The sequence below is a fragment of the uncultured Algibacter sp. genome, assembly GCF_947495925.1.
Taxonomy (GTDB): domain Bacteria; phylum Bacteroidota; class Bacteroidia; order Flavobacteriales; family Flavobacteriaceae; genus Algibacter_E.
In genome coordinates, this window is record NZ_CANMAU010000007.1 from 1 (window position 1) to 15,161 (window position 15,161).

Consider the following 15,161-nt stretch of genomic DNA (forward strand, 5'->3'; position numbering starts at 1 on the left):
TGGGAGAGTAGGTCGTTGCCTTTTTTGAATCCTCAACATTTATTTGTTGAGGATTTTTTTTGCAATTAACTCAACAATCTTTTGAAATTTTAAATCTGTATCTCGATTATTAATATCTTTATTCGTCTTTAAAGAGAAAAAGCACCAGATTTAATCCTAAATCATGATTTATACCATTATAGATGTTGAAACTTCAGGTAAAAGCAATAGGCTTACCGAAATATCTATTTTTAAATATGATGGAACTCAGGTTATAGATGAGTATACATCTTTAGTGGATCCGGAACAATTTATTCCAGATTATATTACCGCACTAACAGGTATTGATAATGGTATGGTAGCTCATGCACCAACGTTTTCTGAAATAGCACAAGATATTTTGGCGTTTACTGAAAACTGCATTTTCGTAGCGCATAATGTGAATTTTGATTATAACGCGATTCGTAATGAATTTAAAGATATAGGCATTGACTTTAACAGAAAGAAATTGTGCACCATAAGGTTGGCTAGGAAACTAATTCCTGGACATAAATCGTATAGTTTAGGGAAACTTTGTAATGCCTTGCACATTGGTATTCATGGTCGTCACCGAGCGAGAGGTGATGCTGAAGCTACTGTTGTTTTATTTGAATTGTTATTACATCAGGAGGGAGCAGAAACAGTGTTTAACGACTTTTTGAAAAAATCATCTAAGGAAGCCACATTGCCATCGCATTTACCAACTTCGGTTTTTAATAGTTTACCACATACACCTGGCGTGTATTATTTTAAAAATAAAAAAGGTAAGATTATTTATGTCGGTAAGGCCAAAGATATTAAGAAGCGTGTTTTAAGTCATTTTTATAGTAAAACTAAGAAATCTTTAGAGATGTGTCGAGAGACGGCTGATATTGACTTTTCACTTTCTGGTAGTGAATTGATTGCTTTATTGATGGAGGATGCAGCTATAAAAAAGCATTACCCCCAATACAATCAGGTAGCGAAACGTGCCCCTAAAATGCATGCTATTTTTAGTTATACTGATAGAAAAGGGATTATTCATTTAGCGTATAATACACTTAAAGCAACACCAAATCCACTATTGGTTTTGCATTCTATAACCGAATGCCGGCAACAGATAGAACTGTTGTGTAACCAATTTGAATTGTGCCCAAAATATTGCCATTTGCAAGAAGGTGTTGAAACCTGCAACCATTTTAAAATACATACCTGTAAAGGTATTTGTAAAGAGCAAGAATATCCTGAACGATACAATAAACGTGTATTGCAAGCTACAGAAACCTTAAAAAACAACAAAAAAGATGTGGTTTTAAAACAAAAAGGCAGATACGATTACGAAGATGCCTTTATTATGATTGAGCAAGGCACATATGTAGGCTATGGTTTTATTGATAAAACAGAACAAATTAACAACACCGAAGAATTAGAGTCCTTTTTAATACGGCAGCAGGATAATAGTGATGTGCAGAAGATTATTAGGCGGGTGTTGAATTGAGATATGTCATTGCGAGGCACGAAGCAATCTGTTAATTTTATCGTATTCAATCATGAGATTGCTTCGTCGTTCGTGCCACTCTTCTCGCAATGACGTTATAATTCATCAAACAAATCATTCCAATTAGGATTTAAGCTTTCTATCAATGCTATTTTTTTGGCTCTACTTCCTCCTTTTAATTGTTTTTCTCTGCCAATGGCATCACCAACCATTTGAAATGTTTCGTAATAGACCAACTTGTTTAAGTTATAACGTGCTGAAAATGACTTTTTATCGTTCTTTTCTTTATGCTGAATGATACGCTCTTTTACCCCAACATATAGGGTGGTATTGTTTTTATTGGTTAATATATAAATGTATCCTGGTTTCATGTTTACAAGTCATTGCGTTTTTACTGTCATCACGAGGAACGAAGCGGTCTTATTGTTCTTAACGTTTACTTTTACGAGACTACTTCGTTCCTCGAAGTGACGCTTATTATCAACTTAATACTGAAATTACATCTTTGTAAAACATGGGCGTTTTTCCCCAACTATAAAGGCCATTTGTTTGCCAAGACTTTGAGTTTTTAATATTATCTGGCATCATATTAATTGCATCATCGTGTAGATATATTTTTATAGTATCATTTTCTATAAAAGCGATGTATATATTTTTATCTATATATTTTTTTGCTAATGTAAAACGCCCCTTTAATTGGATTTTGAGCATATCATCACCATCAATATGAACCGCAATAAAATCTGCACCTTGCCAATCGTCGTTTAAACGCATAGAATTAAATCCATAATTAGCCAATGCAGAAGCTACTTTATGAAAGTTGTAGTTTTCTTTTTGCTTTGAGTTTAATTTTGAATAAGAGACGTTTGAATATTTTTCTTTGAATTTCATTTGTTTTACTTTTTACTCTTGTCAAAACCAATCTGCCAGAAGTACATGTCTACTAATTTCATTAAAGGGTATTCGTTATGTTTGTTTTGAATTTCAGTGATTTCTTTGGTATTGTTGTCTGTAAATTCAAATAGTTTTTCAAGACTTGATTTTTTAAGTGATTTGAATTGTTCTTTTTTTGCTGTTATTTCTTTTACTCCATCAATAAAAAAACGGTCAAACGCAGGTACACAACCAAGAGTTCCTAAAAGAACTTTACTGATTAAAGTATCAGTTGGTGCAATAGGTCTGATTTTACCTTTTGAAGTTTCAAATTCGAAAGATTTATAGTGATTTTGAAGTTCTTCAATAACCTTTAATATTTTCGGAATTGATAAATGATTTACAGCACTTTTCTTAGAACATCTTAAACCATAATTTTCTTTACAACCCCAATATGAATTTTATAGTCTTTTTGAAGCAAACCACTTGAACCTCTATACATACCCCAACTAGCTAAATAAAAGGCAAGGTTTAAAGATAGAGTATTGTTGTCTAATTTAGGATTTCCAAAAGCTTTGTAGCAATGATTCCAAGAATTGTATCTCCCGAATTGTTTATTATTTAGGGAGATGTATTTTTCAATTGTGTTTTTCATAGAAAAATTAATTCTCCGAAGAGAACATTTCCGCTAGTGCTTCTCCTTGTCTTAATACTCGGTCAGCTTCCAGTTTTGCTAAATCTGGAGGGTAACCATAGCGCATTAATATTTTCTTTACTGTTAGTCGCAATTTTGCTCTTACGTCATCACGCTTGCTCCAATCAACAGTTGCATTTTTTCTGATAACGTCAACTATCGTATGAATCAGTTCTTTCATTTTGTCATCATTCAAAAAGCTTGTTGAGTCATTTTGTTTTAAGACACTATAAAATGCATATTCCTCTGGCGTTAATCCTAAATCTTCCGATTTACTGTCTTCCAATCGCATTTCTTTTGCGATTTCTGATAATTCAGCTAATACTTGAGCTGAATCTATTTGGTTGTTGTGATAACGTTTTACAACTGATTCTAACATTTCAGAAAACTTTTTTCCTTGTACTAGATTCTTTGTTTTTCTGATGCTTACTTCATCACTTAATAGTTTCTTCAACAATTCAAAAGCAACATTTTTTTGTTGCATATTTTTTACTTCCAATAAAAACTCATCTGATAGAATGCTAACCGAAGGTGTCTCAACGCCTGCTGCTTCAAAAACATCAATTACGCCATCACTTGACAAAGCATCATCTACAATTTGCTTAATAGCTGTTTCTACTTCATAATCAGATTTTACGCCACTTCCTGTAAACTTGTTTAAACGTGCTTTTACAGCTTGAAAAAATGCAACTCCGTCTTTTAAAATTTCTGCATCTGGACTTGGAATTGACATTGCAAATAACTTCGACAACAAAGTCACTTCTTTTAGAAAGCGGTCTTTTAGTTTTTGGTCTGCTAAAATGAAGTTTTGAGCACCCAATAATACTTGTAATTTTTGTGCTGTATCAACTTTAAAATATTGCTTGAAATCAAAACCATTGAACATTTGCTCTACGATTTCAAATTTCTCTTTCATTCCTGCAATGGCTTCTTTTATATCTACAACAGGCGAACCTTCGCCACCACTTTGTAAATAAGTTGCCATTGCTTTCCGTAAGTCTTGACCAATTCCAATATAATCTACAACTAAACCGCCTGGTTTATCTTTATATACTCTATTTACTCGTGCAATGGCTTGCATTAAATTTGCTCCTTGCATTTTTTTATCTACATACAACGTGTGCATACTTGGTGCATCAAAACCAGTTAACCACATATCACGAACAATGACTAATTTTAGTGCATCATTGGTGTCTTTCATTCTTGTTGCTAAATCTTTTCTTTGGTTTTTGGTGGTATGATGTGATTGAAAAATTGCTGGGTCGTCTGTAGAACTCGTCATTATGACTTTAATTGTTCCTTTGTCTAAATCGGTATTGTGCCATTCTGGTTTTAAAGCAATTATTTCATTATACAATCGAACACAGATATTTCGTGTCATACCAACAATCATTGCTTTTCCATCTAATCCTTTATCTCTTTCTGTAAAATGAAAAACAATATCTTTTGCAACATCTTTCATTCTGCTCGTTTCACCAACACAAGCATCAATAGTTGTTGTTTTCTTTTTGGCTTTTTCTATTTGTTCTTCAGTTGCACCTTCAATACTATTGATTTCATCATCAAGTGCTGCCGCTTTCTTTTCGTCAAGTTTGATTTTTATCAAACGAGATTCATAACTGATAGGAACGGTTGCACCATCATCTACTGCTTGTTTTATATCATAAACATCAATATAATCTCCAAAAACTGCTGGTGTAGATTTGTCTTCTTTTTCAATAGGTGTGCCTGTAAAACCAATGTAAGAGGCGTTTGGTAACGCATCACGTAAATACTTGGCATTTCCGTATCTTATTTCTGAACCATCATCTGTTTCTACTACACGACCAGAAAAACCATATTGACTTCTGTGTGCTTCATCTGCTACCACAACAATATTCGTTCGGTCTGATAAGGTTTCATAGACATTTCCTTCTGCTGGTGCAAACTTTTGAATGGTTGTAAATATTACACCACCACCAGAAACTTTTAATAGTTCTTTAATGTGTTCTCTGCTATCTGCTTGTACTGGTGTTTGTCTTAATAAGCCAACACAATTTCCAAACGTACCAAATAGTTGGTCGTCTAAATCATTACGGTCTGTAAGTATGACTAGGGTTGGGTTTTCCATTTGCGGATGCGTAATAATTTGGCCACTATAAAAAACCATTGATAGAGATTTACCAGAACCTTGTGTATGCCAAACTACACCAACTTTTCTATCGCCATCTTTAGAGTTTGTTGCGCGTAATGTTTGCTCAACTGCTTTTTGTACTGCATAATATTGATGATAAGCTCCAACTTTTTTGATGTTTACTTGAAATATGATTCCTGTCTTCTCGTCTTTCTTTTCTTCTTTTTCAAAAACAGTACAGTAACGTAATAGCTCAACCAAAGTCTTTTTGTTCAGCATATATTCGGTAAGAATTTGCAATTCTGTTCTTACTTCATTAGCAACTTCTTTTGGTGCTTTCCAAGATAAGTAACGCGAAAATGGTGCAGATACACTTGATGTTCCTGCGTCTATACCATCTGAAATCACACAAATAGCATTGTAATAAAAAATGCTTGGTACTGCCTTTTTGTAATTTTGTATTTGGTCGTAAGCCCTACGTAAGGTGGCTTTTTCGCTTGTGGCACTTTTAAGTTCTATAAACACCAAAGGCAAGCCATTTACATAGATGACAACATCAAACCGTTTTTCGTTATTATTTTCTTTAACTACCAATTGATTAACTACCCAAAAGTTGTTGTTTTCTGGTTTTTCTACATCTAGTAATTTTACGTTGATTCCTTTTGTTCTGCCTTCTTTGGTGTATTCTACCGTTACGCCATTAGTAAGAAGTGTATGGAAACGCTCGTTGTTTTCCATTATGTCTTCTGTACCCAAATTGACAACCTTTTGATAGGCTTCTAAACGAGCAGATTCTGGAAGTGTAGGATTTAGTGTTGCAAGTGACTCTTTAAAATGATTTTCTAAAAGTACTGAACTGAAATTTTCACGCTGCGGAGTTGAACCAATAGGCGAAATATCTGTACCATTAAAATATTTATAGCCTTGACTAATTAATTGGTCAATTAAAGATTGTTCTATGGTGTTTTCGGAAAGTTTACTCATTTCCTTTTTCTTTTAGTCGTTTTATTTCTTTATCAAAATCAGATTCTATTTTCTGTGTTTTGTTAAATACATCATATTCTGTCTTGGCTTTAGTGTCTGCCTGTCTTTTACTTATTTTACCTAAGCCTTCTAATACTTTATATTCGTTAAACTCTAAAAACTTGCTGACACTACCTGAAAGTTGTTCCATAGTAAAAGAAGTTCTACGCTCTATAAGGTTTTCTATATAATCAAAATAGCCAGTAACCGTACGTTCTAGTTGTTTAATTTCTTTTTCTTGTAAGTAGTTTTTGGCTACAGTCACATCCGATTTTAGAATACGCCCTTTGGGTGCATTTTTCCAAGTATTTAAACCCATAAACGGTTGTTCTTTATCAGCTTTTTGATGAATAATTTCGGCTGCTGTTTTACCCGTAATGGCATAATGAAATTTATTTTGAACCGAAGCAAAGAAGTTTTTTTTAATTTCTGAATTTACATCATAATCGATACTGCACTCTTGAAAAAGGTCTGTTATTTTTTGATAAATTCTACGCTCGCTAGTACGTATGGAACGTACACGTTCTAAGAGTTCATCAAAATAATCTTTACCAAAGTATTTGCCATTTTTTAAACGGTTATCATCCATTACAAACCCTTTAATAATAAATTCTTTTAAGGTTTGTGTTGCCCAAATTCTAAACTGCGTAGCTTTAGTAGAGTTAACGCGATAACCCACCGAAATAATAGCATCTAAATTGTAATATTCAATAGTACGAGTAACCTGTCTGTTTCCTTCTTGCTGAACTGTTTCCATTTTGGAAACAGTTGCTTCTCTTTGCAATTCACCCGACTCATAAATATTAGCCAAATGCTTACTGATAGCCGCTTTACCAACCCCAAAAAGGGTTGCCATTTTTTGTTGCGTAAGCCACACGGTTTCGTTTTGAAAATATATTTCTACATTAACATTGCCCTCTGGTGTGGTATAGAGCAAAAAGTTAGATAGCTCGTCTGATGGTTGTAGTTTGTTATCCATAATTGTCTGAACTATGATTTTTTATTGATTTGGGGATTGCCTTGGTTATTGTCTTGAACAGGATTTTTTTGATTATCAGGACTCACAAGATTTTTGTTGTACACTCTTTTAAAGTCAAGGCTTTGCGAACCAAAATTTATCAATAAGCCATCTGCAATATTGTAAGCTTCACAATAATTTATTGCTTGTGCTTTGTGTACATTCTCTAGTTTTTCAATAGCTTTTATTTCTACCATTACTAATTGTTCTACAAAAAAATCAACTCTTCTAGTTCCTATGTCATATCCTCTATAACTTAAACCCATTTCTTTTTCTCTTTCAAATTCTAAGTTTTGATAAGAAAACTCAATTGCCAAGGCTCTTTGATAGATTACTTCTTGAAAACCATTACCTAAAGTTTTATGTACAGCCATAGCACAACCTATTATCTTATGAGTTAATGCATTGATACTATTGGTGTAATCTGTTTTTTTCATTCTTTTAAAAAATCTTGTCCATCTTGTTTCATCCTATCAATCGTGTTCAGACATTTTTACCCGCAACTGCCCACTCATTAATTTAGGTAATAGGGTATCTCTTGTTTTTTTGAGTGTTTGGATTTGTTGTGCATTGTTTTTGATTTTATGAAATATTGGTTTTATGATTTCATCAAAATTTTCAAAAACAGATTTTTTTGGAATAACAAGCGGATATTCTCTTAAAATATCTGTTTTTAAATTAACAAAAACACTACCACTACCTTGTTGCACAAGCCTTGGCCTAATTTCTAGAAACAGTAAGTATAAAAACTCGTTTGAAACTTTTGATTCTGGAAAATGCATCCAACCATCGTGAACACACGTGTCAATTTCTAAAATTTTTGGTAATCCTGGTGTTGCACTATTTGAAAGAACTAAATCACCTTTTTTCTTTAGAGTGGTTTTTTTTAATCCTTCCTTTCTTATGAACTCTTTTATTTCAAAAATGTAAGGTGATACCGTTGCTGTTGCATCTGAAATTTTTAACCAATGATAACCACTATCGGAAATATAATCTTTAATAGGTCTAGGTGACCCACCTCTTCGAATTTCTACTAAATCACCTATTGCACCAATTCTCCATCCCTCAGGCAATTCATCACCTACTTGGTATTTGTCAAACCATTCTTTAAAAATAGTTTGTGCGGTTTGTTCTAGGGTTTTGTTTTGGACTTGTAGGTTTTCTATTTTATCATCAAAAGCGGTAAGGATATTTGCTATGGCTTTTTGTTCTGGTAATGGTGGAAGGTTGATGTTAATTACATCAAAAGTTTTGGTTGTAATCGTATCAAAGACTGCTCCATAAGTATTTCTATTAATTTTTTTTAAACTATGTTTGATTAAATAGAATAAAAAGTCTTTATCAGAAACATCTTTAACTTCTCTTATACCATAACAAGATTGGTTGAACGCCATTTCCTTTTTTAGTTGAGCCATTGCTCCAACTGTACCTCTTGCAGAAATAATAATATCACCAACGTTTAAAAGTTTTGTTGAACTTTTATTTAAACCCAATTCGGTTATTGACTTTTCAGTAGTTGAAACCCAACGATTATCGTTATTAAAATCAACAACCGAAAGCCAAGGTATTTCACCATCCCAGTATTCAGGAATTTTTGTTTTTGGTGTTCCTCCGCCAATTATATTTATTACCTCACCCAAAGTAGTTTCTTCCCATCCATTAGGTATGTTATCTACACTACTCATAAACTCATCCCAATTTTAGCCAGTTGTGTAGCAATGTCTTTGTTCAACTCCTGCTCTTTATCCATTTGTTGCTTTAATAAAACAGTCAATGACTGCATTTTTTCTTCAAAAGTAATACCATCATCTTCTTCATCTGGTATGCCTACGTATCGTCCTGGTGTGAGTACGTAGCTGTGTTTTTGTATGGCTTCTAAAGTTGCGGATTTGCAAAAGCCTTTGATGTCTTGGTAAAGAGATTGCGATGATGAGATTGCTTCGTCCTTCGTCCTCGCAATGACGTTACGCCAATTGAGATAGGTGTCTCGTATTTTGGTAATGTCTTCTTCTGTAAAATCTCTATGTACACGAGATTTCATATAGCCTAGTTCTGATGCATCTATAAATAATACTTCTTTACTATGGTTGCTTTTTTCTCTACGCAAAAACCAAATACACGCAGGAATACCTGTGTTATAAAACAATTGCTTTGGTAATGCTACAATACATTCTACCAAATCGGCATCTACTAAGTTTTTACGTATATCACCTTCGCCAGAAGTATTAGAGCTTAAAGAACCGTTAGATAAAACCGTTGCCATTACACCACGTGGTGATAAATGGTAAAGCATATGTTGCATCCAACCGTAATTGGCATTTCCGTTTGGTGGTGTACCATATTTCCAACGTGCATCTTCTTGTAAAATATCAACGCCCCAATCTTTTTGGTTAAAAGGTGGATTGGCAAGAATAAAGTCGGCTTTTAAATCGGGGTGTGCATTTTTTAAAAATGTACCTTCAGTATTCCAAGCTACAAACTTGCTGTTTATGTTGCGTATGGCAAGGTTCATTTTAGAGAGTTTCCAAGTGGTTTGGTTGCTTTCTTGTCCGTAAACCGTAATGTCTTTTATGTTTCCGCTATGTTCGGTTACAAACTTTTCACTCATTACAAACATTCCTCCAGAACCACTGGCAGGGTCATATACTCTGCCCTTGTAAGGTTCAATCATTTCTACCATTAGTTTTACAATAGCTTTTGGTGTATAGAATTGTCCGCCTTTTTTTCCTTCGGCATTGGCAAATTCGCCTAAGAAGTATTCATAGACTCTACCAAAAAGGTCTTTAGAGTTTTCGTTTTCGGCTTGTAGTTCGGTATTAGAGATTAAGTCAATAAGTTCACCAAGTGAGGTTTTGTCTAAGTTTGCTTTACCGTAAACTTGAGGCAATACATTTTTAAGTTCTTTGTTTTCTTTCTCAACTGCTTCCATAGCTTCATCTATGGTTTGTCCAATAGAAGGCAATTTGGCTTGTGCGTGAATATGGCTCCAACGAGCTAGTTTAGGAACAAAAAAGGTGTTTTCGGCAATGTATTCGTCTCTATCTTCTGGGTCAGACCATTCGTCCGCTTCCAATTTGTGATAGAGTTCTGCAAAAGATTCCGAAATGTATTTTAAGAAAATTAAGCCTAATACTACGTGCTTGTATTCAGCAGCATCTATATTTTTACGAAGCTTATCTGCTGCTTTAAATAGTTTTTGTTCAAAACTGCTATTGTCTATTTTTGCCATTTATGTAATGAGAAATATATTAGTTTGGAAACTAAATTTTAATAAAAACTTAAAAATAAACATCTTTATCAGAATAATAGCACTTTTAGAAATTTATATAATAGGAAATTGACCTTTACAAGTAGCTATTGTATTTCGGTTTAAAACTGACTTTGGCAGACACGCGCGGGAGCGATAGGAGTGGCATCCTTTGTTGTGCTGGTGTACTAATTTTGATAGCATGTTTATATTTTAATTGTTAGCGTGTACATGATGAGATACTGAAACAAGTTCAGTACGACGAAGATATAGCGGATAGCGCGGTTTTTATTTTTTTCGATAAAAACCCGCCCTAAAAAATATTCAAATAAGTATCTTTAAATTCTAAATTTTTACGTGATTAATGATTGAGAATAGGGAACTGGAATTAGCGTGGGCCTTTGTGAATAATACGAACCGATCGATTTTTTTAACGGGTAAGGCCGGGACTGGTAAAACGACGTTTTTACATCGTTTGAAAATGAGCAGTTTGAAACGTATGGTGGTGGTGGCACCTACAGGTGTGGCGGCGATTAATGCAAAGGGTGTGACGATACATTCGTTTTTTCAGATGCCTTTTGGTCCGATTTTACCAGATACAGATTTGAATGCGAGTAAGGGGTTTAATCGAAAATTTAGCAAAACGAAGATTAATATTATCAAGAGTATGGACCTTTTGGTAATTGACGAGATTAGTATGGTGCGCGCCGATTTACTGGATGGGATTGATAGAACGTTGCGCCGCTTTAGAAATAGAAATAAGGTGTTTGGTGGTGTGCAGGTGTTGATGATTGGCGATTTACAACAATTAAGTCCCGTGATTAAGGAGCAGGAGTGGGATTTGTTGAAGCATGTGTATAACAATGGGTTCTTTTTTAGTAGTCTGGCTTTTAAGCAATGTCATGCGATTACCATTGAATTGAAGCATATTTATAGGCAGGAGAATCCGAAATTTATTGACATTTTAAATGCGATTAGAACTAATAAATTAACCGCTGTTGAAGCCGACGAATTAAACAAACGATTTATACCTGATTTTACACCTGAGCCTGATGCTGGCTATATTTCGTTGACCACCCATAATAATAAAGCAGAGGCTACAAATAGGGCAGAGTTGGATAAATTAACGACCAAAACATTTACCTATAATGCAGAAGTGGATGGTAAATTTCCGGAGTATGCCTACCCAAATGCTGTGGCTTTAGACTTAAAGGTTGGAGCGCAGGTGATGTTTGTAAAGAATGATAGTAACCCTGAGAAGCGCTATTTTAACGGGAAGATTGGTAAAGTAATTTTGTTAGACAGAGATGAAGTGGTGGTGCATTGCCCTGATGATGATTTTAATATTAACGTAACGCCTGAGATTTGGGAGAATATTAATTATTCGGTGGATCCTGAAACCAAAGCGATTACAGAGGAGAAAATAGGGAGTTATACCCAAATGCCGTTGCGTTTGGCATGGAGTATTACCATACATAAAAGCCAAGGTTTAACCTTTGAAAAGGCGATTATTGATGCGCAGGGGGCTTTTGCACATGGACAGACGTATGTGGCGCTGAGTAGATGTAAATCTTTAGAGGGTTTGGTGTTGAAGAGCAAGATACATTCTAGCCAGATTATTAGTGATGGGAACGTTACCCAATTTAATGAGAATGCAGAACAGAACGCGCCTGATGAAAATGTTTTGGAAGATTCGCAGAAGCATTTTCAGTTGGATTTGATTGCGGAAGTGTTTGCCTTTTATGAGTTTTTATATCCGCTGAACAGAATTCTGGATATTTATTATAGAAATAGAAACGTAATTGAGGGTAAGATTGAAGATACTTTTTTGCCTATTAAGGATACTATTACTAACTTTTTGAAAGTAGCGAATGGGTTTAATGGGCAGTTGAAACAATTGTCTGAGGCTGATGGTTTGCCTGAACAAAGTGTTACCATACAAGAACGTTTTAAAAAGGGTATTGGGTATTTTAAGGTTGAGACTGAAACTAAGATTTTAGAGTCTTTGAAGACGTTTGCGTTTACCACGGATAATCAAGCAGTTGGTAGTGAGATTACAAAACACTTGGATGCTTTTGAGGATTTATTGACTGTTAAAATGCTTTATTTTAATGGTTTGGAGAGCGAGTTTAATTCAAAACAATTTTTGGAGTTACGCGCTAAATCTGTGTTTTCTGGTAAAGAGAAGCCTAAGAAATCTAGAAAGGCTGTTGTTGAGGGGACTAGTAATGTAGAGTTATTTGAAAAATTACGGATCCTTAGAAATGATATTGCCGATGATAAAGGTTTGATTCATTATCAGGTGTTTACTCAGAAAGCTTTGTATGAAATGTGTGAAACTTTGCCAACTAATAAAGCGGAGTTATTGAAGGTGAATGGGATGGGGAAAACACGTGTTGAGAAATATGGGTCGGCTATTTTAAAAGTGATTCGGGCGTATTGTGAGGAACATGATATTGAGACTTCGGCTGATTTAGATATTTTTGAAGCGCCTAAACCAAAGCGTAAAAAAGGAGATACTAAAAAAGAATCTTTGGCTTTGTTTCAGTCTGGGAAATCGGTGCAAGAGATTGCTGATGTTCGTGAGTTGAATACCAATACTATTATTGGGCATTTGGCTAGTTTTATGGATTCTGGGGAAGTGAAGATTACCGATTTAATTCCTGAGCATCATTATGAGGAGTTGAAGGTGTTGATTCCGAAGAAAAAGTTTGAAAACTTGTCGGATTTGAAACATCAGGTGGATGATAAATATAGTTATGGGGAGTTGCGCTTGGTTTTAGCAGATTTAAATCAAAAAGTTTAACCAATAAGCTGTCGTCCTTTTTTATATGCACTTGGGGTTACGCCGATTTGCTGTTTAAAAACGCGTGTGAAGTAATTGTAATCTTCAAAACCTATAAGCGTCGCTATTTTTTTTAAAGGATAGTGGGTGGTTGTAATTAAAAGTATGGACCGTTCTATGCGTTTACTTTGAATATACTTACTTGGGCGCATTCCAAAATGTTTCGTAAATTTTCTTGAAAAATGATCGACGCTTAAATGACTAAACGCTGCAAGGTCTTTTACTGTTATGGGAGCGTTAAGGTGTTCTACAATATAATAGAGTACAGCATTAAAAAAGGATTTCGAGGTCTTATTTTTGGAGGAAGTTTCATCGTTTGAAAACCTTGAAAAGAGGATTTTTAAAATGCCTTGTGTTTCGGTAAAAGCACTAGCGCTTAGTTCCTGATTTTTTTGCTCAAATTCAGCTAATGTTTTATAATTGTCATAATGCTCTGGAGCGTTATTTAATAACATTCTGTTTTGGTTGATATCCAGAAGTCGTTCAAATAAAATGGTATCGAGTTCACTTGCTTTTACTTCGTACTGAAAATTTGTAAAATTATAAATAGACAGTCCTTTACCTAACTCTTCAAAAAAACTAGCGTAAAATTGTTCATGATATAAATTACATTTATAACTACTATATGTAAAACTCGGAACCAAGTATAAAAACCCCGGTTTTAAATTGAATTTTTGACTATTATGGTATACGCTCGCATTTCCTTTGGTGATAAGAAATAGTCTTGTAAAAGGGCTTAATACGTTATCAAAGTTCCAATTTTTATCAAGATTAGAATACCCCGCATTTATCAAGCTTAGTTTTAAAGATTGAAATTGATTAACCATAAAAACGTTCTCGGTTTAACTGTTGTTTTCTAAAACTCCCTGGCCTAAACCCTGTTATCGCTTTAAACTTTCTGGAGAAGTATGAGGTATTAGACATCCCAACTTGATCGGCTATTTGTTGAATGCTATCTTTTGTAGTTAATAATAAAAACTGAGCACGTTCTATGCGTTTAAGTTGAATGTATTTATTTGGTGTAATTTCAAATCTATAATTAAAGCATTTTGTAAAATGATCAGAGCTTAAATGGCAATACTCTGCCAATTGTTTCACAGTAATTTCTTGATGAATGTGTTTTCCAATATAGATTAAAACATTACTCAAATCATCTTTAAAACCAGTAGTGTTATTGGTTAGCATGTTTTTGTTATCAATAAACTTAGAGAATAGAATGGTTAGGATACCCTGTGTTTCAATACTGTCGGTGCTTGATTTCTTGTTCTTTTTTTCTTGTTGGAATAATGAGTGATTAATGTGCGATTTTGGAGTTTGGTCTGTTACCTTTTTATTTGGGTGTATTTCTAATAAACGTTTAAAAAGTAAGGTTTCATATTTGGTAGCTTTAACTTTAAAATTAAAGTGTTTTATATTAAAAATGGACATGCCCAGTTTTATTTCTTCAAAGAAACCCGCATAGTATTGTTTGTGATATGTACTGCAACTATAGTTATTTGATGTATAACTTGGAATGAGATACATATATCCGGGTTCCAACTTGAACGTCTGATTTGTATGATGTAAGGTTGCCTGCCCTTCGGTAACTAAAATAAGTCTAACAAACGGGCTTAGTACGTTTTTATAATTCCAATTATGATCAAGACCTTCAAAACCTGTATGAATTAATCTAAGTTTTAAGGATTGTAATAAGTCGTTCATTAAATAAAAAATACATTCGATTACTTTGGATAATAATCAAATGTAGGAATTAATTCATAATGCAGCTCATGTTGATATCGGAAATGTACATTTTTATGACTGATTTATTTAAGCCTTTTTTTTTACTTAACTTTATATTTGCAAAAATAGCA

Annotated in this window: 12 protein-coding genes; 2 read left to right on the forward strand and 10 right to left on the reverse strand. The window is 34.0% G+C overall.

Annotated elements, in window-relative coordinates; genetic code table 11:
* Positions 1-163: 163 nt before the first annotated feature.
* Positions 164-1,495 carry an exonuclease domain-containing protein gene (locus Q0857_RS14640; protein WP_298536787.1) on the forward strand — a complete coding sequence of 444 codons (1,332 nt, stop codon included), beginning with the start codon at positions 164-166 and terminating at the stop codon, positions 1,493-1,495.
* A 95-nt stretch (positions 1,496-1,590) separates the two neighbouring features.
* Here the strand turns inward: Q0857_RS14640 and Q0857_RS14645 are convergent, their stop codons facing one another.
* The 8 genes from Q0857_RS14645 to Q0857_RS14680 all read right to left on the reverse strand — a co-directional run bounded on the left by Q0857_RS14645 (position 1,591) and on the right by Q0857_RS14680 (position 10,445).
* Positions 1,591-1,866: a GIY-YIG nuclease family protein gene (locus tag Q0857_RS14645; protein WP_298536790.1), complete on the reverse strand. Its 276-nt coding sequence runs from the start codon at positions 1,864-1,866 to the stop codon at positions 1,591-1,593.
* A gap of 109 nt (positions 1,867-1,975) precedes the next feature.
* A complete protein-coding gene (locus tag Q0857_RS14650; RefSeq protein WP_298536793.1) occupies positions 1,976-2,386 on the reverse strand; it encodes a hypothetical protein in 411 nt (136 codons plus the stop codon).
* 406 nt (positions 2,387-2,792) lie between these two features.
* Entirely contained in the window at positions 2,793-3,023 is a 231-nt protein-coding gene (locus Q0857_RS14655; protein ID WP_298536796.1) for a hypothetical protein, read from the reverse strand.
* A gap of 7 nt (positions 3,024-3,030) precedes the next feature.
* Positions 3,031-6,159: a type I restriction endonuclease subunit R gene (locus Q0857_RS14660; protein WP_298536799.1), complete on the reverse strand. Its 3,129-nt coding sequence runs from the start codon at positions 6,157-6,159 to the stop codon at positions 3,031-3,033.
* Positions 6,152-7,177 (reverse strand): RhuM family protein, encoded by a 1,026-nt coding sequence (gene rhuM / locus Q0857_RS14665; protein WP_298536802.1) that lies wholly within the window; start codon positions 7,175-7,177, stop codon positions 6,152-6,154. Before rhuM ends, Q0857_RS14660 begins: the two co-directional genes overlap by 8 nt.
* Before the next feature lie 11 nt (positions 7,178-7,188).
* A complete protein-coding gene (locus tag Q0857_RS14670) occupies positions 7,189-7,653 on the reverse strand; it encodes a GxxExxY protein (RefSeq protein WP_298536804.1) in 465 nt (154 codons plus the stop codon).
* A gap of 36 nt (positions 7,654-7,689) precedes the next feature.
* Positions 7,690-8,901 carry a restriction endonuclease subunit S gene (locus Q0857_RS14675; protein WP_298536807.1) on the reverse strand — a complete coding sequence of 404 codons (1,212 nt, stop codon included), beginning with the start codon at positions 8,899-8,901 and terminating at the stop codon, positions 7,690-7,692.
* Complete coding sequence (locus tag Q0857_RS14680) at positions 8,898-10,445, reverse strand: class I SAM-dependent DNA methyltransferase (protein WP_298536810.1); 1,548 nt, start codon at positions 10,443-10,445, stop codon at positions 8,898-8,900. Before Q0857_RS14680 ends, Q0857_RS14675 begins: the two co-directional genes overlap by 4 nt.
* Before the next feature lie 382 nt (positions 10,446-10,827).
* Between Q0857_RS14680 and Q0857_RS14685 the strand changes: the two genes are divergently transcribed.
* The gene (locus tag Q0857_RS14685; RefSeq protein WP_298536812.1) at positions 10,828-13,269 is read left to right on the forward strand and encodes a helix-turn-helix domain-containing protein; all 2,442 of its coding nucleotides are present in this window, start codon (positions 10,828-10,830) and stop codon (positions 13,267-13,269) included.
* Here the strand turns inward: Q0857_RS14685 and Q0857_RS14690 are convergent.
* Positions 13,266-14,135 (reverse strand): helix-turn-helix domain-containing protein, encoded by an 870-nt coding sequence (locus tag Q0857_RS14690; RefSeq protein ID WP_298536815.1) that lies wholly within the window; start codon positions 14,133-14,135, stop codon positions 13,266-13,268. The genes Q0857_RS14685 and Q0857_RS14690 overlap by 4 nt on opposite strands.
* A complete protein-coding gene (locus Q0857_RS14695; protein WP_298536817.1) occupies positions 14,128-15,009 on the reverse strand; it encodes an AraC family transcriptional regulator in 882 nt (293 codons plus the stop codon). Before Q0857_RS14695 ends, Q0857_RS14690 begins: the two co-directional genes overlap by 8 nt.
* Positions 15,010-15,161: the final 152 nt, after the last annotated feature.